The sequence below is a fragment of the Mesorhizobium sp. M1142 genome, from assembly GCF_040318565.1.
In the GTDB taxonomy this organism is placed as follows: Bacteria; Pseudomonadota; Alphaproteobacteria; order Rhizobiales; family Rhizobiaceae; genus Mesorhizobium.
In genome coordinates, this window is the sequence record NZ_JAMYMK010000024.1 from 1 (window position 1) to 24,853 (window position 24,853).

At 63.3% G+C, this 24,853-nt stretch carries 30 protein-coding genes and 2 pseudogenes; 19 read left to right on the plus strand and 13 right to left on the minus strand.

The window, feature by feature from the left end:
• Window positions 1-297: 297 nt before the first annotated feature.
• Window positions 298-453 (plus strand): annotated as a pseudogene (locus tag NKH42_RS27275) (tyrosine-type recombinase/integrase); the annotation flags it as partial.
• 99 nt (window positions 454-552) lie between these two features.
• Here NKH42_RS27275 and NKH42_RS27280 read toward each other — a convergent pair.
• Window positions 553-1,299: a cation efflux transmembrane domain-containing protein gene (locus NKH42_RS27280; RefSeq protein ID WP_352691728.1), complete on the minus strand. Its 747-nt coding sequence runs from the start codon at window positions 1,297-1,299 to the stop codon at window positions 553-555.
• Window positions 1,300-1,362: 63 nt separating this feature from the next.
• On the opposite strand from NKH42_RS27280, the gene NKH42_RS27285 reads away from it, so the two are divergent.
• Both NKH42_RS27285 and NKH42_RS27290 read left to right on the plus strand, forming a co-directional pair.
• Window positions 1,363-1,788: a MerR family transcriptional regulator gene (locus NKH42_RS27285; protein WP_352691729.1), complete on the plus strand. Its 426-nt coding sequence runs from the start codon at window positions 1,363-1,365 to the stop codon at window positions 1,786-1,788.
• Window positions 1,789-2,087: 299 nt separating this feature from the next.
• On the plus strand, window positions 2,088-2,678 hold the full coding sequence (locus NKH42_RS27290; protein WP_352507823.1) for a DUF922 domain-containing Zn-dependent protease: 591 nt from the start codon (window positions 2,088-2,090) through the stop codon (window positions 2,676-2,678).
• Between the two features lie 45 nt (window positions 2,679-2,723).
• Here the strand turns inward: NKH42_RS27290 and NKH42_RS27295 are convergent, their stop codons facing one another.
• Window positions 2,724-3,467, minus strand: coding sequence for an SDR family oxidoreductase (locus NKH42_RS27295; RefSeq protein ID WP_352507822.1), 744 nt, complete (start codon window positions 3,465-3,467; stop codon window positions 2,724-2,726).
• A gap of 320 nt (window positions 3,468-3,787) precedes the next feature.
• On the opposite strand from NKH42_RS27295, the gene NKH42_RS27300 reads away from it, so the two are divergent.
• The 7 genes from NKH42_RS27300 to NKH42_RS27330 all read left to right on the plus strand — a co-directional run bounded on the left by NKH42_RS27300 (window position 3,788) and on the right by NKH42_RS27330 (window position 8,983).
• Complete coding sequence (locus NKH42_RS27300) at window positions 3,788-4,411, plus strand: NAD(P)H-dependent oxidoreductase (protein ID WP_352507837.1); 624 nt, start codon at window positions 3,788-3,790, stop codon at window positions 4,409-4,411.
• A 68-nt stretch (window positions 4,412-4,479) separates the two neighbouring features.
• Window positions 4,480-4,812 carry an ArsR/SmtB family transcription factor gene (locus NKH42_RS27305; protein ID WP_352475581.1) on the plus strand — a complete coding sequence of 111 codons (333 nt, stop codon included), beginning with the start codon at window positions 4,480-4,482 and terminating at the stop codon, window positions 4,810-4,812.
• Window positions 4,813-4,828: 16 nt separating this feature from the next.
• A complete protein-coding gene (locus NKH42_RS27310) occupies window positions 4,829-5,515 on the plus strand; it encodes an aquaporin (RefSeq protein ID WP_352507821.1) in 687 nt (228 codons plus the stop codon).
• Window positions 5,512-5,934 (plus strand): arsenate reductase (glutaredoxin), encoded by a 423-nt coding sequence (gene arsC, locus NKH42_RS27315; protein WP_254819694.1) that lies wholly within the window; start codon window positions 5,512-5,514, stop codon window positions 5,932-5,934. Before NKH42_RS27310 ends, arsC begins: the two co-directional genes overlap by 4 nt.
• A gap of 69 nt (window positions 5,935-6,003) precedes the next feature.
• Window positions 6,004-6,336, plus strand: a complete 333-nt coding sequence (locus tag NKH42_RS27320) for an ArsR/SmtB family transcription factor (RefSeq protein WP_254819693.1) — start codon at window positions 6,004-6,006, stop codon at window positions 6,334-6,336.
• Window positions 6,337-6,380: 44 nt separating this feature from the next.
• Window positions 6,381-7,763, plus strand: coding sequence for an NAD(P)/FAD-dependent oxidoreductase (locus NKH42_RS27325; RefSeq protein WP_352691731.1), 1,383 nt, complete (start codon window positions 6,381-6,383; stop codon window positions 7,761-7,763).
• A complete protein-coding gene (locus tag NKH42_RS27330) occupies window positions 7,760-8,983 on the plus strand; it encodes an MFS transporter (protein WP_352691732.1) in 1,224 nt (407 codons plus the stop codon). The genes NKH42_RS27325 and NKH42_RS27330 overlap by 4 nt, the downstream gene beginning before the upstream one ends.
• 23 nt (window positions 8,984-9,006) lie before the next feature.
• On the opposite strand, the gene NKH42_RS27335 is transcribed toward NKH42_RS27330, so the two are convergent.
• Entirely contained in the window at window positions 9,007-9,231 is a 225-nt protein-coding gene (locus tag NKH42_RS27335; protein WP_254819690.1) for a hypothetical protein, read from the minus strand.
• A gap of 231 nt (window positions 9,232-9,462) precedes the next feature.
• Window positions 9,463-9,828, minus strand: coding sequence for a VOC family protein (locus NKH42_RS27340; RefSeq protein ID WP_352691733.1), 366 nt, complete (start codon window positions 9,826-9,828; stop codon window positions 9,463-9,465).
• A gap of 144 nt (window positions 9,829-9,972) precedes the next feature.
• Here NKH42_RS27340 and NKH42_RS27345 point away from each other — a divergent pair, with 144 nt between their 5' ends.
• The 3 genes from NKH42_RS27345 to NKH42_RS27355 are packed head-to-tail and all read left to right on the plus strand — an operon-like array spanning window position 9,973 to window position 11,406.
• Entirely contained in the window at window positions 9,973-10,284 is a 312-nt protein-coding gene (locus NKH42_RS27345) for a hypothetical protein (protein ID WP_352691735.1), read from the plus strand.
• A 44-nt stretch (window positions 10,285-10,328) separates the two neighbouring features.
• A complete protein-coding gene (locus NKH42_RS27350; protein ID WP_352691736.1) occupies window positions 10,329-11,204 on the plus strand; it encodes a sigma-70 family RNA polymerase sigma factor in 876 nt (291 codons plus the stop codon).
• 13 nt (window positions 11,205-11,217) lie between these two features.
• Entirely contained in the window at window positions 11,218-11,406 is a 189-nt protein-coding gene (locus tag NKH42_RS27355; protein ID WP_352691738.1) for a hypothetical protein, read from the plus strand.
• A gap of 138 nt (window positions 11,407-11,544) precedes the next feature.
• Here NKH42_RS27355 and NKH42_RS27360 read toward each other — a convergent pair.
• Window positions 11,545-12,703: pseudogene (locus tag NKH42_RS27360) on the minus strand (sulfite oxidase).
• Between the two features lie 638 nt (window positions 12,704-13,341).
• Here NKH42_RS27360 and NKH42_RS27365 point away from each other — a divergent pair.
• Window positions 13,342-14,862 (plus strand): FAD-dependent oxidoreductase, encoded by a 1,521-nt coding sequence (locus NKH42_RS27365; protein WP_352974658.1) that lies wholly within the window; start codon window positions 13,342-13,344, stop codon window positions 14,860-14,862.
• Window positions 14,863-14,888: 26 nt separating this feature from the next.
• On the opposite strand, the gene dinB is transcribed toward NKH42_RS27365, so the two are convergent.
• The 3 genes from dinB to NKH42_RS27380 all read right to left on the minus strand — a co-directional run bounded on the left by dinB (window position 14,889) and on the right by NKH42_RS27380 (window position 17,134).
• Window positions 14,889-16,127 carry a DNA polymerase IV gene (gene dinB, locus NKH42_RS27370; protein WP_352691741.1) on the minus strand — a complete coding sequence of 413 codons (1,239 nt, stop codon included), beginning with the start codon at window positions 16,125-16,127 and terminating at the stop codon, window positions 14,889-14,891.
• Window positions 16,128-16,240: 113 nt separating this feature from the next.
• Complete coding sequence (locus NKH42_RS27375) at window positions 16,241-16,699, minus strand: GNAT family N-acetyltransferase (RefSeq protein WP_352691742.1); 459 nt, start codon at window positions 16,697-16,699, stop codon at window positions 16,241-16,243.
• A 72-nt stretch (window positions 16,700-16,771) separates the two neighbouring features.
• A complete protein-coding gene (locus NKH42_RS27380; RefSeq protein ID WP_352691743.1) occupies window positions 16,772-17,134 on the minus strand; it encodes a hypothetical protein in 363 nt (120 codons plus the stop codon).
• 188 nt (window positions 17,135-17,322) lie between these two features.
• Between NKH42_RS27380 and NKH42_RS27385 the strand changes: the two genes are divergently transcribed.
• On the plus strand, window positions 17,323-17,619 hold the full coding sequence (locus NKH42_RS27385) for a hypothetical protein (RefSeq protein ID WP_352507809.1): 297 nt from the start codon (window positions 17,323-17,325) through the stop codon (window positions 17,617-17,619).
• A gap of 199 nt (window positions 17,620-17,818) precedes the next feature.
• Here NKH42_RS27385 and NKH42_RS27390 read toward each other — a convergent pair whose 3' ends face one another.
• Window positions 17,819-18,523, minus strand: a complete 705-nt coding sequence (locus NKH42_RS27390) for an XRE family transcriptional regulator (RefSeq protein ID WP_352691796.1) — start codon at window positions 18,521-18,523, stop codon at window positions 17,819-17,821.
• A gap of 74 nt (window positions 18,524-18,597) precedes the next feature.
• On the opposite strand from NKH42_RS27390, the gene NKH42_RS27395 reads away from it, so the two are divergent.
• The 3 genes from NKH42_RS27395 to NKH42_RS27405 all read left to right on the plus strand — a co-directional run bounded on the left by NKH42_RS27395 (window position 18,598) and on the right by NKH42_RS27405 (window position 20,369).
• Complete coding sequence (locus NKH42_RS27395) at window positions 18,598-18,996, plus strand: hypothetical protein (RefSeq protein ID WP_352691794.1); 399 nt, start codon at window positions 18,598-18,600, stop codon at window positions 18,994-18,996.
• Between the two features lie 121 nt (window positions 18,997-19,117).
• Window positions 19,118-19,702, plus strand: a complete 585-nt coding sequence (locus tag NKH42_RS27400) for a GcrA cell cycle regulator (protein WP_352475567.1) — start codon at window positions 19,118-19,120, stop codon at window positions 19,700-19,702.
• Between the two features lie 61 nt (window positions 19,703-19,763).
• Window positions 19,764-20,369, plus strand: coding sequence for a DUF6456 domain-containing protein (locus tag NKH42_RS27405; protein ID WP_352475566.1), 606 nt, complete (start codon window positions 19,764-19,766; stop codon window positions 20,367-20,369).
• Between the two features lie 44 nt (window positions 20,370-20,413).
• Here the strand turns inward: NKH42_RS27405 and NKH42_RS27410 are convergent, their stop codons facing one another.
• Both NKH42_RS27410 and NKH42_RS27415 read right to left on the minus strand, forming a co-directional pair.
• Entirely contained in the window at window positions 20,414-20,722 is a 309-nt protein-coding gene (locus tag NKH42_RS27410; RefSeq protein WP_292664589.1) for a hypothetical protein, read from the minus strand.
• A 247-nt stretch (window positions 20,723-20,969) separates the two neighbouring features.
• Window positions 20,970-21,218 (minus strand): hypothetical protein, encoded by a 249-nt coding sequence (locus NKH42_RS27415; RefSeq protein ID WP_352974660.1) that lies wholly within the window; start codon window positions 21,216-21,218, stop codon window positions 20,970-20,972.
• 296 nt (window positions 21,219-21,514) lie between these two features.
• Here NKH42_RS27415 and NKH42_RS27420 point away from each other — a divergent pair, with 296 nt between their 5' ends.
• On the plus strand, window positions 21,515-21,793 hold the full coding sequence (locus NKH42_RS27420) for a DUF2285 domain-containing protein (protein ID WP_352475563.1): 279 nt from the start codon (window positions 21,515-21,517) through the stop codon (window positions 21,791-21,793).
• Between the two features lie 228 nt (window positions 21,794-22,021).
• Here NKH42_RS27420 and NKH42_RS27425 read toward each other — a convergent pair whose 3' ends face one another.
• Together NKH42_RS27425 and NKH42_RS27430 are read right to left on the minus strand one after the other, a co-directional pair.
• Window positions 22,022-23,992, minus strand: coding sequence for an acyltransferase family protein (locus NKH42_RS27425; protein ID WP_352691792.1), 1,971 nt, complete (start codon window positions 23,990-23,992; stop codon window positions 22,022-22,024).
• Between the two features lie 545 nt (window positions 23,993-24,537).
• Window positions 24,538-24,828, minus strand: coding sequence for a hypothetical protein (locus tag NKH42_RS27430; protein ID WP_254819668.1), 291 nt, complete (start codon window positions 24,826-24,828; stop codon window positions 24,538-24,540).
• Window positions 24,829-24,853 lie beyond the last annotated feature (25 nt).

The following is a 24,853-nucleotide window of genomic DNA, read 5'->3' on the forward strand; positions in this document are numbered from 1 at the left end:
GCCGGGGGCGAAAGCTTCCTGTGCCAAGGCAATAGCTTTCGACCTCTGCCATATTGCCGAGGTCGAGATTACGCGTGTTGCAAGCGCATCATAACACGAAAAATTCATCTGCGGGTCGCCCGTTTCGCGAGCCGTCTCGAGCGCCGCGGAACAGTGGGTCGCCTCATCCGTGGGGCGACGCAGCGGCGAAACCGATTTTTCCTCCAGACGGGCGTCCTTGGTCGACTTGGGCCCTTGCGCTTTTTAGAGGCGCAGCGAATGGCGCGACTGCGCGCATTGCGTGGTCCACTTCATCAGATGCGGCGCAAGTCAGTATCAGGTGCGGAACGCGATCTTGCGCTGTTCAATCTTGCCATCGACAGCAAGCTGCGGGGTTGCGACCTGGTCACGATCACCGTCGGAGACGTCGCCCTTTCCGGCAGCGTGCGTGATCAGGCGATGATCGCGCAGAAGACAGGGAGCGGCGCTTTCACAAGGCGTCGCTCCGTGACCCGATTACAGACAACCAGACGGGTATCCTGGACATCCGCTCTTGCCCACATAACCAACAGATCATTCGGCAGGCACAGTCGTTCGGTCTGGTGCGGCTTCGCGGTATTCGCTCCAGGCCTGCCGCAGGATTTGCACCGATGAGGTTAGAAAGATACCGGCCATAAGTGCGGCGACGGCCAGATCCGGCCATGCGCTTGACGTACTCCAGACGCCGAGAGCTGCGGCCATCACCACCATGTTGCCGATCGCGTCGTTGCGCGAGCACAGCCAAACCGAGCGGACATTCGCGTCACCATCCTTGTAGGGCATCAGAAAACCAACGGAAGCAAGATTGGCGGCAAGGGCCAGAAAGCCGATGATGCCCATGACTTCCGCGCTGGGTACGCCGAGGATCAGCGTCTGATAGACGGTCGAGCCGGAAACCCAAAGCGCCATCAGGCTGAGCGACAGACCCTTGAGCAGCGCAGCCGTTGCGCGCGTCCTCAAGCTCGCGCCGATGACCGCAAGGCTCAGCCCATAGGTGAGGGTGTCGGCGAGGAAATCCAGCGCGTCGGCCTTCAGCGCCTGAGAACCGGCAAGTGAGCCGGCAGTCATTTCGGTCAGGAACATGGCCGCATTAATAGCGATGACCGTCCACAGCACACGCCTGTAGCGCGGGTTCATGCCGTCAAAGACCGGCACGCCGCCCGAACAGCATGAGGCTTCCGCTGCACGATCATGCGAATGACCGTGCAGCTTCGCCGGCAGAACCAGCGGCGGCGGTCCCGCACAGCTTTTGGTTTTATGATCGCAGCAAGCTTCAGACATGGGGCGACTCCTCAGTGAAGACACTGTAGGATCTCTAGTGGCTAGAGGTTCAAGAGGCTTTTTATGGATTTGTCGATCGGTGAATTGTCTCGTCGCGCGGAGGTGAAAATACCGACGATCCGCTACTACGAGCAAATTGGGCTGTTGCCCGAAACGGGTCGAACCGAAGGAAAGCAGCGACGCTATGGAAGGAGGGCAGTAGCGCGGCTTGCCTTCATCCGGCACGCGCGAGAACTCGGCTTCGAGGTTGATGCGATCCGTACGCTGCTTTCGCTGCAGGATGATCCGGATCAATCATGCGCCCGCGCCGACGAGATCGCGAAGGCGCGGCTGGTCGAGGTGGAGAAGCGCATCGCCGGTCTTAAGGCTCCGCGCAGGGAATTGCGGAAGATGGTCGAGGAATGCGCCTGCGGGCGGGTCGGCGAGTGTCGCGTGATCGAAACGCTCGCCGACCGAACGCATGCGCATGGGAAGTTGGCGGCAAGTTGATCGGAGAACCGGCGCACCTTCACAGAATGTCAACCCCGACTCGAAGCATTCAGGCGTCAGCTAGAAGCGATAACGCACTCCGACTTGCGCGAGCACAGGCCAATTTAGACAGCGCGCGGCAGGCTCACCGGGAAGCTGGGTCCGGGGGGCAGGGCGTTGCCGGGCAATGTTCGATCGCGGCGACATGGCGTTGCCTGTGGATTCTTGTATACGAGCATCCCAGTATAGCCGGCTGCCGGCTGTCCGCGGAAGGGAACTGCTCGCCACTTGCATCGATCACGGCGGCTGCGAGGACTTGCATGAAAACAGCCGTTCGCCTTTGCCTGCTGCTCGCCTTTCTGCCGACGTCGCTGGCGCATGCCGGCTGGCAGGCGGTCGAGAAGGTCGAGACCTACGCCATCTCGGGGCAGTCCGGCCCGGAGCTCTATGCCTCGATCGGCGGGCGCGGGCCGCTGCTCGGCGAGCGCCGCGTCATCGCGCATACCAATTTCAAGTTGACCTGGGTGAGGGACTACCAGCCGCAAGGCGACGCCTGCGTACTGGTGTCGGCGCGGCCGAAGCTGATCATCACCTACACCTTGCCGAAACCGGCCGCGCGGCTGCCGGGCGCAATCCAGAAGAACTGGGAGATCTTCTCAGCCGGCCTTGCCGCCCACGAGAAGGTGCATGGCGCCAGCATCATCGACATGGTGCATAAGATCGAGGCGGCCACCATCGGCCTGACCGTCGCCGATGACCGTGGCTGCAGCAAGATCAGGACCGAAGTTACGAGACGTCTCGCCGGAATTTCGCAGGCACAGCGGCAGGCGAGCCGCGATTTCGACCGGGTCGAATTCGGCCCGGGCGGCAAGCTGCGGCAGCTTGTGTTCACGCTGATGACCGGCGGATGATACTGCAGGGCTGCGGGGGGCGGCAGGGTACCACCTTTGCGGCCCTCACGCCTGCTCGGTCGGATAGAGGGTCAGGATGTTGACGTTGACCCGTGGCGGCTGGGTCACCGCGTATAAGATGGCGGCGGCGATGTCCTCGCTTTCTAGTTGCTGCATGTCGCCCAGCCTTTGCTCGACCGCCTGGCGCACATCCGCGCGCATATTCTGGGTGAACTCGGTCTTGACGGCGCCGGGCTCGATGCAGGTGACGCGGATACCGTCCTTGCCGATCTCGCGGCGCAGCGATTCCGCCATCGCGCTCACCGCGTGCTTGGTGCCGGAATAGACCACCGAAGGGTGGATATAACGGCCGGTGCCGGATGAGACGACGACGATGTGGCCGGCGCCTTGCCGCTGCATCGAGGGCAGTGCCGCATGGATCGGATAAAGCAGCCCGAGAATGTTGACGTCGACCATCCGGCGGTACTCTTCCGGCGTCGTGTTGCGGAACGGCGCGGCGACGCCGACGCCTGCAACCGCAAGCAGAATGTCGAGCCGGCCGTACTCCTGCTGGACCCGTTCGACCATCGCCGTGGCTTGCGTTTCGTCGGTGACGTCGACGACAATCGGCAGCGCCGCACTGCCGGTCTCACGGATCCGCCTCGCCAGATTGTCCAGGCGCTCGGCGCGCCGCGCAGCAATCACCAGCGTGGCGCCCTCGGCCGCCAGCGCCAAGGCGGTGGCCTCGCCAATGCCTGAGGAGGCACCAGTCACCAAGGCGATCTTGCCGCTCAGTTTTCCTGTCTGCATCTTTTTCTCCCGAGGTTTTGGATACGCCCTGAAGCTAGGTGCGGATGCTCTGAAAGCAATGCTTATGGGCGACTGAAGGACCGGACGGCTTGCGGGACAGAAGGGCCGGGACAGCGCCCTCCGGCAAGCCCATGTCTGCGCAATTTTCTTTGGGCGAACGAGCGGGCCTTGACGTGACTGGAGCTGTTGCGTCTTGATACGGGCTGCGGGGCTTCGCATGAAAACAGCTGATCGACTATGTCTGCGGGTGGCTTGTTTGCATGCGACGCGCCTGCAGGCACCACCGCGATCCTCTCGTGACCGACCGGGCTGAGCGCAAGATGAAGGTCCTCGTCGTCTATTGCCATCCCTGCACGGACAGCTTCAATGGCGCCGTCCGCGATATGGTGCTGGAGACGCTTGCCGATCGCGGCCATCAGGTCCACCTGCTCGACCTCTATGCGACCGGCTTCGATCCAGTCATGCGCACGCAGGAGTGGCGCGGCTACCACGACAAGGCGGCGAACCTGCAACCCGTGCACGAACATGCGCAGGAGCTGCTCTGGGCGGAGGCGGTCGTCTTCATTTACCCGACCTGGTGGTATGGCGTGCCGGCGATGCTGAAAGGCTGGCTGGAGCGCGTGCTGGTGCCGGGCTTCGCTTTCGAGATGCCGACCGCACGACGCGGTCCGCGGCCCAAATTGCGGCACATACGCCGGGTGATGGCGATGACCACATGCGGTGCCACGCCGCTGATGTCGTGGATCATGGGGCAGCCCGGCCGGCGAACCCTGCTGCGCGGCTTCCGCTCCGTCTGCCATCCGCTGTGCCGGACCAAATTCCTGGCGCTCTACCGGATGGACAGCGTCTCGGCCGCCGGTCGCCAGGCGCATCTGCAGCGGGTCAGGAAAGCGGTTGCAAGCCTTGGTCGCGCTGATGCGGTCGCCGCCACAGTGCCTGGCTGATAAGCTAGGCGAGCCGCCACCGGAACAGGCGCGTTGACTCTATTCCCCATTTCTGGAAATCTGGAAATATGGACAAGACGCTCGCCCTTTCCGCACTTGCCGCGCTCGGCCAGGAGACCCGGCTGGACGTTTTTCGCCTTTTGGTGCGGGCCGGCGCCGAGGGCGTAGCTGCGGGCGAGATCGCCTCACGGCTCGCCGCGTTGCCGAATACGATGTCGGCCCATCTCAAGATACTGTCCCATGCCGGCCTGGTGCGGACCGAACGAGAGGGCCGCAGCGTGCGCTACTTCGCCGATATGACCGGCTTTCGCGATCTGCTGGCCTACCTCATGGAGGATTGCTGCAATGGCGCGCCGGAACTTTGCCAACCTGTCATCCAGGCTGTGACCTGCAACTGCTAGGGGGAGGAGGTTCGTCTTGGTCAATCTTTCCCGCCGCCTTGCCGCCGAAGCCCTCGGCACAGCTCTGCTGGTCGCCACCGTGGTCGGTTCCGGCATCATGGCTGACAGGCTGAGCAATGATGTCGCCGTCTCCCTGCTCGGCAACACCTTGCCGACCGGGGCGATCCTGGTCGTGCTCATCACCATATTCGGGCCGATATCCGGAGCGCACTTCAACCCGGCGGTGACGCTGGTATTTGCGCTTCGACGCGAGATCGAAACGAACGCGGCGCTTGCTTACGTCGCCGCCCAGATTGCCGGCGGCATCGCCGGAACGTTGCTCGCGCATGCGATGTTCGAACTGCCGATCCTGCAAGTGTCGGCGACGGTGCGAACCGGAAGCGGGCAATGGATTGCGGAGCTGGTTGCCGCCTTCGGGCTGGTCTTCACCATCCTCGCCGGCCTGCGCTCACGTCCGGATTCGATCCCCTGGCTGGTCGGGCTCTATATCACCGCCGCCTATTGGTTCACCGCGTCGACATCCTTCGCCAATCCGGCCGTCGCCATCGCCCGTGCGTTCTCCAACACGTTTGCCGGGATCCGCCCCGCCGATCTGGCGGGGTTCATCGCCGCCGAGCTTTTGGGCGCGTTGCTGGCCATGGCATTGGCAGGGTGGCTGCTCGTCCAACCGAAACCAGTCCGACAGATGAAAGCTGCGCAATGACCATCACCATCTACCACAACCCCGATTGCGGCACCTCGCGCAACACGCTGGCCATGATCAGGCAGTCCGGCGAGGAGCCGGAGGTGATCGAATATCTGAAGAACCCGCCATCGCGGCAAAAACTCGTCGAGCTGATCGCGGCGATGGGCATGACGCCGCGCCAATTGCTACGAGAGAAGGGCACGCCCTATGGCGAACTCGGCCTGGGCGACCCCAAGTGGAGCGACGACGAGATCCTCGATTTCATGCTGGCGCATCCGATCCTGATCAACCGGCCTATCGTGGTGACGCCGCTCGGCACCATGCTCGCCCGACCCTCCGAAGCGGTGCTCGATATCCTGCCCAATCCGGATATCGGCCCGTTCACCAAGGAGGACGGCGAGGTCGTCATCGACGCCAGCGGTAAGCGCGTCGGCTAGATATCGTCTTATTTCGATCTTTGTCGAAATTCTCTTGACGTGCAGCGATTCTGGAAATAGCTTATTTCCATGAAACTCGAAAAAGCAGCCGCGCAACTTGAAGCCCTCGGCAACCCGACGCGGTTGCAGCTCTATCGGACGCTGGTGCGAGCCGGCGATGAGGGGCTGCCGGTCGGGCGCATCCAGGACAGGCTCGGCATCGCCGCCTCGACGCTGTCGCATCACCTCAAGCGGCTGGTCGACACCGGCCTGGTAACGCAGGAGCGCCAGGCGACCACGCTGATCTGCCGGGCCAACTATCCCGCCATGAACGGGCTCATCGGATACCTCGCGGACGAATGCTGCGCCGACGGCACCTGTGCGCCGGCATCGGCGGAAGCGGTCGCCAAAACGGCGGCGTGATTTTTTTGGCATTATAATTCGAAATTACCGGAAGGATGGAAGATATGGATACGATCGAAAAACTCCCTGTGGCGGTGATCGGCGCCGGGCCGGTCGGTCTGGCGGCAGCGGTCCACCTCATCGCGCAGGGCGTTCCTGTCAAAGTCTATGAAGCCGGCAATGCGGTTGCATCCAATCTCAGGGATTGGGGCCATGTCCGGGTGTTCACGCCTTGGCGCTATTGCGTCGATCAGGCGGCCAGAGACCTGCTCGAGGCGCATGGCTGGCGGATGCCCGAGCCCGAGGCATTCCCGACCGCGGACGACCTCGTCGCGGACTATCTCGAGCCGCTTGCAAAGCTTCCGCAATTGTCGCCGTCGATCGAAACCGGCGTCCGCGTCTTCGGCATTTCGCGCTGGGGCGCCGACAAGGTGCTGAGCAAGGGACGCGGGAACCGGCCATTCATGCTGGTGGTCGAAACCGCCACCGGCACCAGGCGCGACAGCGCCCGCGCCGTCATCGATGCGTCGGGAACCTGGCAGATGCCGAACCCGCTCGGCGCCGGCGGAATTCCTGCAGAAGGCGAAGCCGAATTTGCCGACCGCATCGCCTACGGCATACCCGATATTCTCGGCCGCGACCGCAGCCTTTATGCGGGGAAGACGACGCTGGTCGCCGGCTCCGGCCATTCGGCCGCCAATGCGGTGCTGGATCTCGCCAGCCTGGCAAATGTGGAGGCCGGCACGGCTTTCATCTGGACAACGCGCGGCACCGATCTGGTGCGCATCTATGGCGGCGGCGATGCCGACCAATTGCCGGCACGGGGCGAACTCGGCGCCGAAGTGCGCGAACTCGCCGAGAGCGGCGGCGTCAGGCTGGTGACGGGCTTTGCGGCTGTTTCGATCCGCGATGCCGACGGACGGCTGGTCGTCGAAGGCCAGACCAGGGACGGCTTGCAGGCGCTTGGCCCGGTCGACCGCATCATCGCCGCGACCGGACAACGCCCGGATCTGTCGCTGACGCGCGAGCTTCGGCTCGAGCTCGATCCGTGGCTGGAAAGCGTCAAGGCACTGGGGCCGCTGATCGATCCCAACGAGCACTCCTGCGGCGACGTGCCGCCGCACGGCCACCGCGAGCTCAGCCATCCAGAGCAACGGTTCTATACGGTCGGCATCAAGAGCTATGGCCGCGCGCCGACCTTCCTGCTGCTGACCGGCTATGAGCAGGTCCGCTCCGTCGCCGCAGCGATCGCCGGCGACATGGTGGCGGCCGACAATGTACAGCTCGTGCTGCCGGAGACCGGCGTCTGCACCGTGCCGACCATCGGTACTGCCGACAAGGGGTGCTGCGGCGGTCCGGCGCCCGCCGCTTCGGATGCCTGCTGTGTCGCCGATGTCGAGGCGAAGACGATCGGCAAAAGCGGTTGCGGCTGCAGCGTCGCGGCATGAGCCTTTCGCCGCCTTCGACGGCCATCCTGCGCAGCCGCGGCGTGATCATAACCACGCTTGGCCTGACGCAGATCATGGCGTGGGGATCGTCCTACTATCTTCCCGCGGTCATTGCACCGGCGGTCTCCTCCGATACCGGCTGGCCGCTGGCATGGGTTGTCGGCGGGCTGTCTCTCGGCTTGCTCATGGCGGGATTGATTTCTCCGCGCGTCGGTTCATCGATCGAGCGGGATGGCGGCCGCAACGTCCTGGCATTCAGCGCCGGATGCATCGGGGTCGGCCAGATCGGGCTAGCCCTTGCTCCCAACCTTGCGGCCTATATCGCTGCCTGGCTGATCATCGGACTGGGCATGGGTGCGGGGCTCTACGATGCCGCTTTCGCCACGCTTGGCCGCCACTACGGCCACGGCGCGCGCTCCGCAATCACCGCGCTGACGCTGTTCGGCGGTCTTGCGAGCACGATCTGCTGGCCGATCTCAGCCTTGCTGCTGGGGGAGGTCGGCTGGCGCGGCACCTGCCTGGTTTACGCCGCCTTTCAGCTGGCAATTGCGCTTCCGCTCTATCTGGTGATCCTGCCCCGCGCGGCGCCGCAACCGGCAGTCAAACCAGAATTGAAGGAGGCGGCACCGGTCCTGGAAAACAATATGGATCCGTCGATCATGATCGTTCTGGCCGCGACCCTCACGCTTGCGGCGGTAATCTCCTCGACGCTGTCGGTGCATCTGCTCACCATCCTGCAGGGCAGCGGCATGGCGCTGGCCGCAGCCGTCGGGCTCGGCGCTCTGGTCGGCCCGTCCCAGGTGGCGGCGCGCGCGATCGAGATGATGATTGCGCGCTACCACCATCCGATCCTGACCAAGTTCGCCTCAGTTGCCTTTGTGGCGATCGGCGTTTCGGCGCTCTGGGCCGGCATGCCAATCATCCCGGTGGCGCTCGGTTTCTATGGCGCGGGCATCGGCCTCGAATCCATCGCACGGGGAACGCTGCCGCTCGCGCTGTTCGGCTCGAACGGCTATGCGAGACTAATGGGTCGCCTCGCCATGCCGAGCCTGATCGCCCAGGCGGCGGCACCCTCGGCCGGCGCATTGCTGCTGGAGCGCTTCGGCCCGCATGGGACGTTGGCCGCGCTTTCCGGTCTGGCGCTGGCCAACGTCCTCTTGGCATGCGGCTTGGGCTGGCGGATGCTCCGCCGGCGGGAATCGCAGGTTCAATCCCGATAGGATTTGACCAGCGTTCACCCCCTTCACCTGGGTAGCGGGAGATCTTCTAAGGGGTCGGCAAGGAAGGATGCGGCGATCAGATCGTCGGCATCCAGCCGCAGGGAGCCTTCGGCGCCTCCCATGATGGCGGCAACTTTCTGAAACGTCTTCATCTCGTGCTCGGTGATCTGGGCGCTTCGCATTCTGGCTTTGAGGTCAGCAACGCGCAGCCCCAAACTGTGGGACATTCCGATTTTACGGTTCGACATGGTAAGATGCTCCTCCCCGGCCCATGTTTGTTTTGCCACCCGCCCTTATTCGCATTTCCTCCGCCTGCCTAAATATGAGGCATCGCGAATACAGCGCCCGAACGCCCGATGCAAGGGAAGGTTCCGGCGCGCAGAGGTCACGAAATAATAATGCGAAGGAAGCACGGCCGATGGTCCGGCCGGAGGTAGGACTTAGGTACGACGCCCCGCCAGACAGAGGGTTCCGGAGGCTTATCGGCTGGCGAGGACCATGCGGTTGCCTTCGCTGTCGCGAAACTCCGCCACCGTGCGGCCCGGCTGCCACGGCGCCTCATGAGGTTCGGTGACGGTCTCGACGCCGCCCGCTTTCAACGCCGCGGTCATTGCTCCGACATTTTCGTCGACCAGCACCAATACCGGCTCCGCGGCGGGGGTGTCGTCGGCGCGCCTGATGAAATGCAGGTTCGTCACGGCATGCGGAAACGCCAGCTCGATCCAGCGCCAGCCGCCATCGCCCATCTTCTGGTCGGCCAGCACCTGACAGGCGAGATGCCTGGTGTAGAACGCCTTGGCACGGTCCTGGTCGAACACTGGAAGCTCGGCAAACTGGATATGCATGATCGTCTCTCCTGCTTGATGGCTGCCGCGCAGCCGCCCACGCGGAAAAGACGATGCGGGCAACCGAAAAGATTCTTCGGTAGTGAGAATCTTTTCGGCGCGGCCGGTCGTCCTTCGTTCATACCAACCAGTCAGGAGACGACGATGAACTATGCGCTTATTCGATATGGTGTGAACCAAGCCGACCTGGACAATAACCGCGCGCTGGTCGAAAAAGTGTTCGAAGCGCTGGGCGAGGCGGCACCGCCGACGGTGCGCTATCTCGTGCTCGAGCTGGACGATGGTTCGTTCGTCCACATCGTCGGTCAGGACGGCGATTCGTCGACGCTGACCGGGCTTGCGGCCTTCAAGGCGTTTACGGAAAACCACGCCCAGCGCCGCTCGACCCCGGCAATGCGATCGCCTGTCAAAGTCATCGGCAACTACCGTATGCTGGCGGATCAAAACGCCGGGTAGCGCCTGCCATGCCGCTCGCGCAGAAATGGGAAGCTACGCCGAAAATGAACAGGGCGACTTTGGAGGCGATGCTCGTCGGGTTGCGGCCAAGGCTGCATCGTTACTGCGCGCGCATGGCCGGCTCGGTGATCGACGGCGAGGATATCGTCCAGGAGGTGCTGATCAAGGCGCTGCAGGCGATCGACGGCGGCGCGATGGTCGAACGGCCGGAGCAATGGCTGTTTCGCATCGCCCACAATGCCGCGCAGGATCATCTGCGGCGGCGCAATCGGGAAAGGTCGCGCATGACCGAGGCCGACATGAGCGTCATCGAGGATCCCTCCGGCAGCGCCGACAGCCGGCTCGCCGCCCAGACCGGCCTGCGCTCCTTCATGCAGCTTTCGGTGCCGCAGCGCAGCGCCGTGATCCTGGTCGACGTGCTCGGCCTCAGCCTGCACGAGACCTGCGAAGTCACCGGCGCGACGCTCGCCGCCACCAAGGCCGCGCTGCATCGCGGGCGGGCGCAGCTCAAGCTGCTGGCGCTGCAGCCCGAGCAGGCGCTCGCGCCGAGGCTCGACGCCGATGACGAGCGCCGGCTGCGGCGCTATGTCGACCTGTTCAACGCGCGCGACTTCGACGCGGTCAGGGCTCTGATCGCCGAGGACGTCCGGCTCGATGTCGTCAACCGCGTCCGCCTGCGCGGCAAGGCCGAAGTGTCGACCTATTTCGGCAATTACGACCGCGCGACCGATTGGGCGCTGTCGCTGGGCTTTGTCGACGGCCGGCCGGCGATCCTCATCCGCAACCCTGGGGACCCGGACGGCGCCGTGCGCGGCTTCATGCTGGTCGAATGGGCGGGCGAGGAGGTCATCCAGATCCGGGATTTCCGCTACGCACCCTGGTGCTTGCCCGATGCGGAGATCAGTACGATAGAGCGGTGAGGGGCTTGCCGCGATGGCGCGCGGAGGCGACGGGGCCAAGGTTGCGCCACCGGACAAGTCTGCCATCGCCTCGGTCACCAAGCTGAAGGGTTCCGCTTCCGATTTCGGGGAGCGGTATCGTCGCGAAGAGGATCTACGGCCCACAGCCGTCATGCTCGATATAGAGCGGCGCCAGCTTTCGGATCAGGCAGCCTCTTCCTAGTTGACCCAAACGCAATTGCCAGATGGCCGCAAGTTCTTAGAGCGGTTCCGGCTCTCCTGGAACCGGTAACCCACTCTAACTATTTGTTTTGCCGCATTTATGCGGACGCAAAATGATTCCATTTGGCTGCAAAATGCTCTAGCCGACACGCACGCGGCGCGTCACCTGGCCATTGCTCTCCCAGTATGTGTGTTTCTTGGCAATCAAGGGATCGTCCATCGCCGGTTGAATTTGTCCCGTGGTGCTGACCGCGCGCGAGGTCACCGTGTGTTCTCCAGGAGAGGGATTTGCCCAAGCCAGGGACCAAATTTTCCAGGCGTGCTCTGCCTCCTCACTGTGGTCAATGGTCGCTGGTGCCCAAGGCCCCTGGTCGATTTGAACTTCGACCCGGTCGATCGGCGCCCCCCAGGCTGCGCCAACGATGCGGTAATCCGAGTCTTTCCGGGTAACCTTCGCAGGCGCGGACTTTATCAGCGCTCGCCCGACTGACGTCTCGGCCCATACGGTCTCGCCGTTGTGGTCCTCCTCCCGGATGGTGACATAGTCACGGGCCATCAGAAGGCTCATGAACCGCGTATCGCGAACCTCGATGCGCTTTAGCCACTTGACGTTGGCGATCCCGTACCAGCCTGGCGCAATGAGCCGTACCGGGAAGCCATTGGGCGCCGGCAAGACGGCTCCCATTCATTTCATAGCAGAGGAGATTATCGGGGTTCATCGCGTGGGCGAGCGACATGCTGCGAGCGAAGTTCTGCTGCATCTTGACGTCGCGTATTGCGACCTCGCCTTTGTCAGTACCGAAAAAGACGACCTCGATGCCCTTCTCCAGAACGCCGGCTTCCTCGAGGATCGGGGCGAGCGGCGTCCCAGCCCAGCGGGCATTGCCGATGCCGCCGGTGAAGAAGGGAAACCCGTGGTTGCCCGAGCATTCCACTGTGAAAACGACCTCCTGCCGCGGTCGTGCCCTGATGTCGGCGAGCGTCAATTTTAAGGGCTTGTTGACCAGGCCTCCGATCTCCATCGACCATGTCTTCTCGTCGATCGTTGGTCGGTTGAAATGCGAGATGCTGAAGAACTTGTCGTTTGGCGTTATCCAGCTATCCAAATCTTCCCAGACAAGCTGTTTCTGGATACCTACCGGATCGGGATTTTCGGTCGGCTGATCCAGCCATGGAATAACTTCCTCGCTCGGCCGTGTTGGAAAAGCGTAAGCCCGACGCGAGGTATAGAGAGCAGCAATTGCGGCAAGAGCCGCGCTTCCTTGAACAAGAAGTTCTCTGCGCTGAAAATCAGGCATGTTGTTTACCTCCCAGTTGATCGTTGATCCGGAACGGGCTGCAACGTGCCTTCGGCCGTAGCCTGATCACGGATAGGCGACACAATGTGAAGTCTGCCCATTCGGAAGTATCCGGATGGCTCAGACAATCACCGACGCAAGTCAGGCATGTGAAGCGTTGGACGAAACTCTGGCTCGCGTTTCGCATGCCAAGAGTGCGCCTTTGAGAAGGACGTGTCCACAACTTGGACGGGACATGATGATGATTGCGACATTCCATGCCGATTTTCGGTCCTGCCAAATCGTTGCTGCTCGGATCGCTGCCGAACGCCCGCTTCTGGGTCATTTCGGGACCTTCGTGGGTTCTCGTCGAACCGGTGTTTCCTGCCGGCCAGTGGGTTGGTCGGCCGGCCGGCATCGCCCTGGTCGCCTGGGGCGGCGCAACGCTTTGGTCTGACGACCAGGGCTGCCTCGAATGTCGCATTTGCAGGAAACGATCCCTCCTGACGCAAAGTGCATCGCACCGCCCAGCCAGGCCGGCTCACAACGCGTCGGGGCGGACCGGCGGTGACGTCAAGCTTACGCAGGCATTCAGGCGTCGAGGAACTTTGAATCTTGGCGTCCGTTTATCCGAATGTCGGGTATGAAGGGCTCCGCCAATGAATGTCAGCGATGAAAGGACTGTATCGCTTTGGGCGGCAACCGAAGTCGCGCCTGAGGCGGTTCCGCTCGAGCGGAGTGAACAGGTCGATGTCGTGGTCGTCGGATCTGGCATTGCCGGACTGTCGGTCGCCTACCAACTGGCCGTCGCCGGGCAAAAGGTGGCGGTGCTCGATCGCGGCCGGATCGGAAGCGGCATGACGGCACGCACCACCGCGCATCTGTCGTCGATCTGCGACGACTATTTTTCGGAACTGATCAAATTGCGCGGCGAGGAACTGGCGCGGATTTACTACCAAAGCCAGTCGGCGGCTATCGACCGTGTCCAATCGATCCAGGAAGCAGAGGGTATCGCGTGTGATTTCCGCCGCCTCGACGGCTTTCTGTTTCCGGCGTCAGGCAGAAGGGAATCCGTCATCGAGCGCGAACTGGGCGCCGCTCTGAAGATTGGTGTCGACGTCGAGAAAACCGCAGGCGTGTCGTTTGCAGGCTTTTCGGATACGCCCGTCCTTCGCTACGCCAATCAGGCGACATTTCACCCCCTCGAATATCTCCGCGGGCTGGCTGCGGGCATTCGCGCGCGCGGCGGCATGCTTTATGCGCAGACCATCGTCGACAAGGTCGCGGAGACCGACGGCGGCGTCCGCGTAAGCACGGTCTCGGGCTTTACCGTGTCTGCCAGATCGGCCGTTGTCGCCACTAATTCGCCGATCAACGATCGGGTCGCGCTCCACACCAAGCAAGCGCCGTATCGGACCTACGCGATGTCGTTCGAGATCGCGCGCGACGTTTTGCCGGATGCACTCTATTGGGACACGCTGGATCCCTATCACTACGTTCGCCTGCAGCCTGGTGAAGGCAAAACCGACTTTCTGATCGTCGGTGGTGAGGACCACAAGACAGGGCAGGCCGACGATGCCGACAACCGCTTCGCGGGCCTGGCGGACTGGATCAAAAAATTGGTGCCCGATATCGGCGCGGAAACCAATCGATGGTCCGGGCAGGTGATGGAGACCGTCGACTATGCCGGGTTCATCGGCCGCAATCCCGGCAACCGGCATGTCTTCGTGGTCACCGGCGATTCCGGTCAGGGCATCACCCATGGGGTTGTTGCCGGCCAATTGGTTTCCGACCTGATCCTGAAGGGGGAAAGCCCTTGGCGGGAACTTTACGAACCCTCCCGCAAGACGGTACGGGCGATCGGCGACTATTTGGCGGAGAATGCGACAGCGATCAGGAGTTTTGCCGAGTATGTCGCGCCTGGCGAAATCGATTCCGCCGATAAGCTGCGGCCGGGAGAGGGCGCCATCGTGCGCGAAGGGCTTACCAAAGTCGCGGCTTTTCGCGATGAGGACGGCACGCTCCACAAGCGCTCGGCCGCATGCACCCATGTCGGCTGCCACGTCCATTGGAACTCATTGGAACGCTGCTGGGACTGCCCCTGCCACGGCTCGCATTTTGCCGTCGACGGCACGGCTTTGAACGGGCCGGCCGTATCGCCCCTGGCTCCTGTCGGATAATTTTTTTTTCGCCCCCGCCGCGCAACTCACAATTCCTTCTCGGCCAGCTCCCGAAATGCGTCGGGAACCGACCGCTGTAGTCCGAGCGCGACCGAGGCGTAGCCGACCGCCTCCCAGCCGAAGCGGTCGCGGATCTTGTCGATGGCGCGATCCGCGATCCAGCGCGCCGCGTCCTTCCGGGTGCCGGGGCGGCGGCGGTCGTCGAGCCCGAGCGGCAGCTCCAGTTGCAGCCCGGCATGCTGCTCCAGATGCGATACGGCGATCGCCAGCAGCGAGATGGTCTTTTCGTGCGGATGGTCGATGAGCACCTTGCGCACCAGCGCCTCGGCGATTTCGGCCAGCATGGCGGTTGCCGAAATCGGCTGGTCGAGCGTGACCGAGCGCGTCACCGAGCGCAAATCGGCAAAGCGGACACGAACCGTCACCGTGCGGCCGGGCCGGGATTTCGCACGCAACCTGGTGGCGACCCTGTCGGCCAGATGCAGCAAAGCGGGGACGAAGACCTGCTCGTCGGCCGGTTTTCGGCCGAGCGCCGATTGCGCGCCGGCCGAGCGCGCCCGGCGCTGCGTCTCAAGCTTGCGCGGATCGCGGTTCCACGCCAGCGCATTCAGTTTCTCTCCCGCCGCCGGCCCGAGCAGGCGCTCCAGCGCGCCACTGTTGGTCTTCGCCAACTCGCCGATGGTGTTGACGCCGATACCGGCCAGCCGCTCCCTGGTGACGGGGCCGACGCCCCACATCAGCTCGACCGGCAGCTCATGGAGGAATTCCAGCTCGTGGCGCGGATCGACCACCACGAGCCCGTCGGGCTTGGCCACTTGTGAGGCGATCTTGGCCAGATGCTTGGTGCGGGCCACTCCGACCGAGATCGGCAGGCCGAGCTCGGCCCGCACGCGGCGGCGTATCTTGCCGGCGATCTCGGCCGGCGAGCCGAACAAATGGGTGCAGCCGGCGACGTCGGCAAAGGCCTCGTCGATCGAAATCCGCTCGACCACCGGCGTGAAATCGCCGAGCACCTTGATTGCCGCATCGCCCAGCCGCTGATAGTCCTTGAAATGGCCGCCGACGAAAATGAGTTGCGGGCAGAGTTCCCGCGCCCGCCGTCCCGGCATGCCGCCGCGCACGCCGAACGCCTTGGCCTCATAGGATGCGGCAAGCACTACCCCGCCGCCGACGGCAATCGGCTTGCCGCGCAAGGCCGGGTCGAGCAATTGTTCGACCGAGGCATAGAAGGCATCCAGATCCGCGTGGAGGATGTTGGCTTCCATCCGGCCCGTTCGCTCGCGGCGGCTCGAACGCCGCATTGTCTCGCGTTATGATAGGAACATAAAGAGAACATTGCGGGTGAATTGTCAAGCAGCGCGGAGGCCGCCGCCGCAACCTACAGCGCCATCTTGTAGCCGAGATGACTGGCGGTGAAACCGAGGCGCTCGTAAAAATCGTGCGCCTCCCGTCGACCTTTGTCCGTGGTGAGTTGGACGAAGTTGCAATTGCGCGAACGGCACGTTTCAATCGCCCATTCGACCATCAGTTTGCCGACGCCGCGCGAGCGCCATTGCCGGGCGACGCGAACGCCTTCGATCTGGCCGCGCCAGGCACCCTTCCTGGAGATACCCGGAAGGAAGGTGAGTTGCAGGGTCCCGACCACTTGCCCGGCCTCGACAGCCACGGCCAGCAACTGGTTGGGATCGGCATCGATTGCGCTGAAGGCATCGAGATAGGATGGCGCAAGCGGCGTGGATAGGTCTTCCCGGTCTGCGCCGAGCACATCGTCGGCAAGCATTGCAACGATCGCCGGCAGGTCGGGCGCCTGCGCGCGACGGAATTCGATCTCGCTCATCGCGCGAAGACATACGGTGCGACGTCGGCGATCGCAATATCCGTTTTGACTTGCAAGGGAAGGCCCGCGCCTTCAGGTGATCTCGAACGCCCAGAGGCGGTGGCCGTAGCGGCGGAAGAAGCGGGCGAAGAGGCGCTGCTGTCTGGCACGGGCGAGGTCGGCGGCGCGCCTTTCCTGCCGCCAGCGCGGCATGTTGCGGAACATCGCCAGGAAGCGGGCGGCGTCCTCGAGTGCCTCCTCGGCTGTCTGCGCCGGGCGGATCGCCGCCAGGAACAGAACGCGGCTCGGCTTCATCTGGTCAATCGCCACCTTGCGCTGGCGATGGCCCTGGCGTGCCTTGCGGATGCCGTCCTGGCGGATGGCCGCGAAAGCGGCAAGCATGGCCGGGCTGTCGCCGCTATAGCCGCAGGCATGGGCGAACTGGGCTGGGTTCATCGTCGCTCCCTTGCTGCCGGCCGGCCGCGGTTCCGTGGCTCGCGCCGATTCCAGCCCGCATGAGATATAAGCATAACTCAAATAATTGAACAAGTGAAACTTTCACGTTGATGTAAGCGGAACCGACTCGACTCCGCTCCAAAAACCGATAATGATGTGAACAAAGCAGGAACAACGATGGGGTGGCCATGGCATTGGCGGGCAAGGAAGCGACGATCGCCGATGTCGTCTCGATTGCCGTCGAGTGCATCGATTGCGGCCGCAACAGGTGGTGGAAGCCGGCCGAGCTCAAGCGGCATGGGGTGAGGCCGGAGACGCCGCTATCAGCGCTTTCGGGGCGCCTCATCTGCAAGGCCTGCCGTGCCGATGGCCTGCCGGGCGCCGCCGTTTCGATCCAGGCCGCCTTCATCGACGACCGGCAACGGGTGCGCGCCGAGGCGCGCCTGCTCAACGGTCGAGAGCCGGAGCAGTCGAGGCGGGCTTGAGGGGGGAACTTCCTTCTCCCCTTGTGGGAGAAGGTGGATCGGCGCGTAGCGCCGAGCCGGATGAGGGGTGCTGGAAGAAACTCGGCGTTAAAATATGGAACGATTTTAAAGCCTTACGTAGCGATCCGTCCGGCACCCCTCATCCGACCGAGCTTCGCTCGGCCACCTTCTCCCACAAGGGGAGAAGGGAAAACCCTCCTCAATACCCCAGCAGTTCCTTGAGCGGGATGACGCGGAAGACGTTTTTGATGGCGTAGCGGTTGAAGGTCAGCGTCTTGGGCGGATTGTACTGCTCGACGATCAACTCGGCGGCGGTGCGCTTGACCAGCTTCTTGATGAAGGCCTTGCCGTTTTGCTCGTTCTCTTCGGGCAGCGTCTCGATCACCACATGGTCGCCGGGCACGGCGTCGCGGCCGCCGCAATAGATCATCTCGCCGGGCTCGTAGCGCGGCACCATCGAATCGCTCAGCACGTGCAGCGCAAACACATTGCGCAGATGCCGGATCCCCGGCGGCCGCTGGACATAGCCGGCCGGTTGGCCGTTGAAGGTGAAGTCGCCATCGTCGCCGCCGACGGCGGTGCCGAGAAGCTGGATGTCCATCGGTCCGGCGGGCAGGGGGCCGGGATCGGTGACGATCTCGGCATCGGCGACCGGTCCAGCATCTTCGAGGAAGACGACCTCGCCCTTGCCGAGCGCCACCGGATCGACGCGCAGGAAAGCGGCGGTCTTCAAAAGGTTCTCGGTCTTGGGCAGGTTGCGCCCGGTCTCCCAATTGCCGACGGCAGCGACGTCGGTGTCGTTGTGCTCGGCAATGTGACGCATCACCAGGCCGCGCTGCTTGCGCGCCCGGCGGATCGCCGCTCCGACCTTGATCGACAGTGCAGTTTTCGCCATGGCTCCCATCTGAGACATAAGATTCGGTTTCGTCTATGCAAGAATCGCTTGCATTATGATTTGAGTTATGCTCTTATGCGGGCATGCACAAGTCGCTTCACCAGCTTTCGGTCCTTAAATCCGCCGTTCAGCGCGCCGGCGGCGCTGGCCTGGAGGCGGTACCGCAAACGATCGCCAAGGCCATGCATGTGCCAACCGTTTCCCCTTCGTCGCGGCTGTCCTCCTCCCCGGCCGGGCCGATGCCCGAGGCTCGCGCCTCGGTTCCGGCAGCGCAAGCGGCCGGAACGGCCGGAGCCGTTCCCCTCACGGCTCCGGCCACGAATTACCCGTCGACCGGCAACGCGGGTGCCGCGGTTTCCTGGATCCGTACCGAAGACGGCACGGTCATCGCCTTCGACAAGCGGATGGGCAAGGCAGTCTCCGGCGCAACCAGGCAGGCGGCCGAGATGAAGCTCGATCGTAGCAGGCCACGCGAAGGCTGATCGGCTTTCCAGCCTGAGAGCCGGCGAAGCCGGCGCCACACACAACCACCCTTGCAGGGAATAAAACATCATGGCCGCCCGCTATTCCGCCTCTGAATTGGAACAAATCGAGAACTTATTGATGAGCGGGCTGTCGGCCGCGAAGATCGCCACCCGGTTGACCGCGCTGGGCGGCCGCCCGGCCTCGCGCGCGGCCATCATCGGCATCGTCCACCGCACCGCCCGTTTGCGCACCATCGGCCTTGCCAGATCCAAGGGCCGGTGTGGCGGACGCTCGGGCGGCCGGCTCGGAGATTCGGCGCCTGAGCCATCAAATGCCGCAAGCCAAGCGGAGGCCGATCCGAAGGCCGAGCCACGCTGCCGCCCCGCCAGGCTGTCGGCCAGGCTGGCGCCGCCGGCCTGGCAGCCGGGTCCGGCTCGGATCACCGGGTCCGATGGCGAGCGGCTCGAAATGCCGGCGCCGCGCCCGATCGCCGCCGGCGGCCGCCAGCCACATTTCGCCGCCATGCGCTTCATCGATTGCCTTTTCGACCGTTGCCGCGCGCCGCTCGACACGACGCTGCAGGAGGATGCCGAAAACGATGCCACCGGCAGTCGCCCCGGTTTGGACATGCTGTGCTGCGGGCTGCGCACAAAGCCTTCGAAAAGTTACTGCGCCTATCACGCGGCGCGCTTCCTGCGCACGCTGCCGGCCGAAACGATTTGAGCCCAGTGGATGACGGAAATTCGCCAGAGCCCGACGACAAAAAACCAGGAGGACCGAGCCGATGAGCAGCAAAATCGCCCAGAAGACCAAAGCCAGGCCGACGCGATTGCCGAAGGGCGAGGCCGAGCAGGTGCGCATCCGCAAGGAGATCGGCCATGATTTCGCGCTGAAAGACGACAGGTTCGGCCGCAAGCGGCTGGCCAAAGGAACACAGGAGGCGGCGCGCCTCTATGAGGTCTCCAATGACGGCCACACTGCGACCGGCGGCATCGTGCGGGTGCGCAATGTCGACCCGCTGAGCGGCCTCACCTCGCTGTCGCGCCAGCAGCGCGAGGCGGGGATGCGCTACCGCCAGGATTTCCGCAGTTCGTCGGAGGCAACCGCCAAGCCGATGGCTTGGGCCGAGCGTGTCGACGGCGGCCGCACCGGCAGCGGCGTCGCAGAACACATCCTGTCCGCCGGCCGCGACCATGCCGAGGCCACCAGGGCGCTTGTCCATTGGGAGATCGCCGGCATCGTGCAAAAGGTCTGCTGTGCCGACGCAACGGTCAAGAGCCTGGCCGAACAGGCGGGCGAACCGCGCGACGTGGTGGTGAAACTACTCAAGATCGGGCTCGACATATTGGCCGTGCATTACGGCATGATGCTGATGCGCAAGCCGAGATGAGGAGCCCCGCCGATCCGGCCGGCACTACCGGCCGGATCGATCCGTCAACGACGGCAGACACGGATTCTTTCGATGATCCGGTGGTGATGACGCCAGTGCCTGATGACTTCGGTATGGCAGCGCCGGTGGTACCGGTACCGGTAGCGCGGCGCGTAGTCCTCGTTATAGACATCATAGCGGTAACGGGGGACGTACTCATCGTCGTAATCGGAATACCGATGGTGGCGATAATAATAGTCGTCGTCATAGCCGTTGCCGATGCCGATCGTGACGCTGCCGCCGGCATTGGCCGGGCCAATCACGGAAGCCGCCGAGGCGATGGCGATCACCGAGGCAAGCAGGAGCTTCTTCATAGCTACCTCCTTCATTAACGTCCCTCTAATAGAAAAACCCGCGAGGGGCAGGCTCGTTCCACAAATTAGCAAGATGCCCCCAACTGAGAGCCCCAATTAGCGCCGCGTGGGCGAAAATGCCTCTGGCTGTGCGGCAGGGTGGCCGTCGACGCAAGCCTCGAGCTGGTTGTGGTCCGCGCCGTATGTATCCCGGTGTCCCGTCAAAACAGCGACAATCGGGCGGTGCCAGTCCCGTCACCTTGCCGATCTATTGGACATGCCCCAGTTCCAGCAAAACGAAAGCGGTCGCACCCAGCACAGCGAGGGCGTAGGCCGCATAAAGAACAAGCAGCATCACCTCAAAGTCCCGGACGAAACTAGCGGCAATCCTGGTCTCCCTAGGCTCCGCCTTCTCGATGCGGTCGGCTTCCAGCTGCTCCGTTGCCACGACGAGGCAGACTATCCTGTCGTTGTCGGCCGCCTGCAATATCCGTTCGGTCAAATCGACTGCAATCACTGGATCATCGGCCAACTGATCCCGCGATAGCCGGCTTTCAGTGACGGTCTGGATTTCACGCTTTCTCACGCACGCATAATTGCGTCGACTAAATTAGGTTCCACTGAAATACCTAGTAAAATACATAGATTGCGCCCACCCGATCGCGATGGGTGAGGCGTGAGCCCAACTGCGCGGAACCCCGCCTGAGGCCCGCATTTGTCGACCGTCGAGGCGAATCTCGATCCGCATCCTCCGATCAAAGGGCGCCGGCTTCTTCATAGGCTGCTACGGTGCGCCAGTGCTGGTAGGTTGCAATGCTAAAGCCGCCAAACCTTCATATCGCGAACGCAGCGCCGACGTCTTCGGTTCTGACCGGTTATGACGAAGATCGCATGCTTACTTATATCCGGCTGCTCGACGCTTCGGCGGAAGGGACCGATTGGCGTGAGGTCGCCCGCATCGTTCTGCATATCGATCCGGAGCGGGAGCCGGAGAGGGCTTTCCGGGCGTGGGCGACACATTTGGCGCGTGCACGATGGATGACCAGGAAGCGGAACGAACTGCGCCAATTGCGTGATGAGTGGTGGGGATGAGCACCATCTAGGAACTGCCGTCCCGGTCTGGCCGTTGAGAGAGAAGGCCAACATGGAAAAGCGACCAATGACTTCTTGGCGAGCCAATACTTTCGAGCTGTGCTGCCTTCTTGCAGTTCCGCTGTCGCTTATCCTTACCGTTTTACTGGCTGGTCTCATCCTTAGCTGACCTGGCGTGGGTTGCTCGCCAAGGGCTGGTCGGTCGTGATCCGACAAGATCCCGCACTGTTACTTCACAGCCGCCGCCATCACATTCGAAAACAGCGCCCGTTCCACCGCCGGCTCCAGCGTTTCGGCGAAGGGCGTTGCCAGGTGGTGGCGGTCGCGGAAGGCTAGTTTGCCGTCGATGAAGACGTGGCAGGTGGTCTGGTCGCAAAACCGGTCGGTCATGTCGATGTAAGTGGCGTTCGGCGTCGAGCGCACGATGTCGCGCTCGACTGTGGCGATGTCGTCGTTTGCCGCCATGATCCTCGGCGTGTCGCATGTCGCGGGCGTCTGGCCCCGCCACAGCGCGCGCGCCACGCATTTGTCGGCGTAGCTTGCATTGTAGGGAACGTCCCTGATGACCGCGACCTTGATGCCGGCCTGGCTGAAGGCCTGAAGCGTCCAGGTGAGGCCCGTCCGCCACTGCGCTTGCCAATCGGCGTGCTTCAACTCCTCGGGCGATTCCTTCATCACATTGCCGATCGAGAATTCCGAAATCACCACCAGTTGCGGGTGCAGCGCGATGATGTCCTTGACCGACTGCTCGCGCCACTGGTCGCATTCGGTGTAGTCGCGCTTCAGCCGCCAGTTCCAGGTCGTCACCCGCGAAGCCCGGCAGGAGGATTTGAGAAAGGTGACGACGCGAAAATTGTTCTTCTCGGCCGCCTTGATCAGCGGCGTCGACCAATGGTCGGCATGCGAGTCGCCGAACAGCACGACCGAGCGTTGGGCATCCTTGCGGCCGAACATGCAGGGCTTCGGCTTGACGGTCTCGAAATCGAGCACGCAGCCGCCATTGGTCGCGCGCACGGTGGAGAGTTGGGCGGCGCTGTCGGCGATGACGTGCTGTTCGGGGCTGAGATTGTGCTCGGCAAAGCGCGCATTGCCATAGGCCGCCACCACGCCGGCGCCGGTCAGCGCGACGGCGGGCACCAGCGCCCGCGCTGCTCCGGCCATCAGCCAGCCATTGCGGCGGATCGGGTTCTCGACGAAATGATAGGTGAACATCGACAGAAGCAGCGTCAGCGCCGCGCAGGCAAAGCGGTCCAGGATGGACAGGTTGGGAACCACCATTGCCGCGTAGACGATGACTGGCCAGTGCCAGAGATAGAGCGAATACGACAGCCGGCCCAGCCATTGCATGGGCGGCAGCGCCAGCACTGCGCTCGGCAGATTGCGGCCGCCGCTGCCGCTGAGCAGCAGCAGCACGGTGCCGGCGACAGGCGCCAGCGCATTCACCCCGGGAAACGGTGAGTCTTCGTCCAGCATCAGATAGGCCCAGGCAATCAGCACCAGACCGAGGCATGCCTGGAACGTGGCGAGCAGCGGCCGGTCGCGCCAGATCTTTGCCGGCGCCATGGTCGCGAGCCCGCCGGCGGCGAATTCCCAGGCCCTGAGCGGCGAGAAGTAGAAGGCCCAGGGCTGCGACACTTCCGTCAGCCAGGCGCAGGCGGCGAAGGAGGCTAGGCCGGCGAGGCCAATGACGATTATAGCGGTGCGCTTGCCCGGGCGCAGCCATGCGGCCATCAAAAGCAGCGCCGGCCATGCCAAATAGAATTGTTCTTCGACCGACAGCGACCAGAAGTGGATGAAGGGGTTGTTGGTGGCGTCGGCGGCGAAATAGTCGAACGACCAGCGGATCAGCCAGAGGTTGATCATGTAGGCGGAGGCGAACATAGCGCCTTTCGAATAGAGCGCCTGTTCCTCCGGCGACAGGATGAAGTAACCAGCAAACAGCGTGGCGAGAATGACGAACAGTGCCGCCGGCAGCAGGCGCCGGGCGCGCCGGGCGTAGAAGCGCCAGAGGTTCAGCCGCCCGGTTTCGGTTATTTCCGTAACCAGGTGTTTTGTAATCAGGTAGCCGGAGATGACGAAGAAGATGTCGACGCCAGCAAAGCCGCCGGGCAGGCCGGAGAGACCAAAATGGAAGGCGATGACACCCGCCACCGCCAGTGCGCGCAGCCCTTCGATGTCAGGCCGAAATGATGCCGACACAATCACCTCGTGCAAGGAATGCCCACCTCGCAGAGGCTCGACCCGATGCGCCGATATTGCAATGCAACAAATCTAACGCAGTGCAACATAGGGCGAGGGGACAGGCTCCTCCCACTCGTCGCATGGGCGATTCGCTCACATTGGCGGTTCAGTCATGAGGCGATTGAGATGGAAGCGAAGGGTGCCGAGGCGATCAGGCCTTTTTCAAAAACTCGGTCTTCAGCACCAGGCCCTTCAGCTGCCTGGTTCTGCATGCGATCTCGCCTGGATCGCCGGTGCCGGCAATGCCATGCGGAGGCTAACCGGCGGGCTGCGAGCAGACGGGACCGCTCGGGGTGGCATTGCCACTCCGCGACATGCGTTCCGACCAGGCCATGCCGATGGCGCCACGGCAATCGAACAAAAGCCGTGGCCTTCATTGCGCGGATATTCCGGCGTAGCGACGTCAAATGGCTAAGCCGCCGTGCAGACTGGAAGGTCGCGCAATGACGGACCTGCCCGCCCTTTCGCTTGGTCCGTTATTGCGATCGGCAAGACGCCGGCGGTCACTTGTTACCGAGCTGGTTGGCCATCTTGCAGAAGTCGGCATGCGTCTTGGCAATGCCGGCGTCGCTGCATTCCTTCAACACCATGGCCCGGTCGCTCGTGGACATGGCCATCCATGCGGTCTTGAATTCGGCTTCCGACTTCATGCTCTTCATGCCGGCGTCGGTGAAGAAGGGTGACATTTTCTGCGGATCGTCGAGCGCCGAAGTGCCAGTGGCACCGGCGGCAAGCGCTGCGCCGGTCATCATCGAAAGCGCCATCGCGCCCATGCAAAGCATCTTGATGTTCATGATCATTCCTCCTGAGCTGCTGCTT

Excerpts from the sequence above, each read along its gene's own strand:
- NKH42_RS27280 (WP_352691728.1), bottom strand. The coding sequence starts at position 1,299 with ATGTCTGAAGCTTGCTGCGATCATAAAACCAAAAGCTGTGCGGGACCG.
- NKH42_RS27285 (WP_352691729.1), top strand. The coding sequence starts at position 1,363 with ATGGATTTGTCGATCGGTGAATTGTCTCGTCGCGCGGAGGTGAAAATA.
- NKH42_RS27290 (WP_352507823.1), top strand. The coding sequence starts at position 2,088 with ATGAAAACAGCCGTTCGCCTTTGCCTGCTGCTCGCCTTTCTGCCGACG.
- NKH42_RS27295 (WP_352507822.1), bottom strand. The coding sequence starts at position 3,467 with ATGCAGACAGGAAAACTGAGCGGCAAGATCGCCTTGGTGACTGGTGCC.
- NKH42_RS27300 (WP_352507837.1), top strand. The coding sequence starts at position 3,788 with ATGAAGGTCCTCGTCGTCTATTGCCATCCCTGCACGGACAGCTTCAAT.
- NKH42_RS27305 (WP_352475581.1), top strand. The coding sequence starts at position 4,480 with ATGGACAAGACGCTCGCCCTTTCCGCACTTGCCGCGCTCGGCCAGGAG.
- arsC (WP_254819694.1), top strand. The coding sequence starts at position 5,512 with ATGACCATCACCATCTACCACAACCCCGATTGCGGCACCTCGCGCAAC.
- NKH42_RS27320 (WP_254819693.1), top strand. The coding sequence starts at position 6,004 with ATGAAACTCGAAAAAGCAGCCGCGCAACTTGAAGCCCTCGGCAACCCG.
- NKH42_RS27325 (WP_352691731.1), top strand. The coding sequence starts at position 6,381 with ATGGATACGATCGAAAAACTCCCTGTGGCGGTGATCGGCGCCGGGCCG.
- NKH42_RS27330 (WP_352691732.1), top strand. The coding sequence starts at position 7,760 with ATGAGCCTTTCGCCGCCTTCGACGGCCATCCTGCGCAGCCGCGGCGTG.
- NKH42_RS27335 (WP_254819690.1), bottom strand. The coding sequence starts at position 9,231 with ATGTCGAACCGTAAAATCGGAATGTCCCACAGTTTGGGGCTGCGCGTT.
- NKH42_RS27340 (WP_352691733.1), bottom strand. The coding sequence starts at position 9,828 with ATGCATATCCAGTTTGCCGAGCTTCCAGTGTTCGACCAGGACCGTGCC.
- NKH42_RS27345 (WP_352691735.1), top strand. The coding sequence starts at position 9,973 with ATGAACTATGCGCTTATTCGATATGGTGTGAACCAAGCCGACCTGGAC.
- NKH42_RS27350 (WP_352691736.1), top strand. The coding sequence starts at position 10,329 with ATGAACAGGGCGACTTTGGAGGCGATGCTCGTCGGGTTGCGGCCAAGG.
- NKH42_RS27355 (WP_352691738.1), top strand. The coding sequence starts at position 11,218 with ATGGCGCGCGGAGGCGACGGGGCCAAGGTTGCGCCACCGGACAAGTCT.
- NKH42_RS27365 (WP_352974658.1), top strand. The coding sequence starts at position 13,342 with ATGAATGTCAGCGATGAAAGGACTGTATCGCTTTGGGCGGCAACCGAA.
- dinB (WP_352691741.1), bottom strand. The coding sequence starts at position 16,127 with ATGGAAGCCAACATCCTCCACGCGGATCTGGATGCCTTCTATGCCTCG.
- NKH42_RS27375 (WP_352691742.1), bottom strand. The coding sequence starts at position 16,699 with ATGAGCGAGATCGAATTCCGTCGCGCGCAGGCGCCCGACCTGCCGGCG.
- NKH42_RS27380 (WP_352691743.1), bottom strand. The coding sequence starts at position 17,134 with ATGAACCCAGCCCAGTTCGCCCATGCCTGCGGCTATAGCGGCGACAGC.
- NKH42_RS27385 (WP_352507809.1), top strand. The coding sequence starts at position 17,323 with ATGGCATTGGCGGGCAAGGAAGCGACGATCGCCGATGTCGTCTCGATT.
- NKH42_RS27390 (WP_352691796.1), bottom strand. The coding sequence starts at position 18,523 with ATGGGAGCCATGGCGAAAACTGCACTGTCGATCAAGGTCGGAGCGGCG.
- NKH42_RS27395 (WP_352691794.1), top strand. The coding sequence starts at position 18,598 with ATGCACAAGTCGCTTCACCAGCTTTCGGTCCTTAAATCCGCCGTTCAG.
- NKH42_RS27400 (WP_352475567.1), top strand. The coding sequence starts at position 19,118 with ATGAGCGGGCTGTCGGCCGCGAAGATCGCCACCCGGTTGACCGCGCTG.
- NKH42_RS27405 (WP_352475566.1), top strand. The coding sequence starts at position 19,764 with ATGAGCAGCAAAATCGCCCAGAAGACCAAAGCCAGGCCGACGCGATTG.
- NKH42_RS27410 (WP_292664589.1), bottom strand. The coding sequence starts at position 20,722 with ATGAAGAAGCTCCTGCTTGCCTCGGTGATCGCCATCGCCTCGGCGGCT.
- NKH42_RS27420 (WP_352475563.1), top strand. The coding sequence starts at position 21,515 with ATGCTAAAGCCGCCAAACCTTCATATCGCGAACGCAGCGCCGACGTCT.
- NKH42_RS27430 (WP_254819668.1), bottom strand. The coding sequence starts at position 24,828 with ATGAACATCAAGATGCTTTGCATGGGCGCGATGGCGCTTTCGATGATG.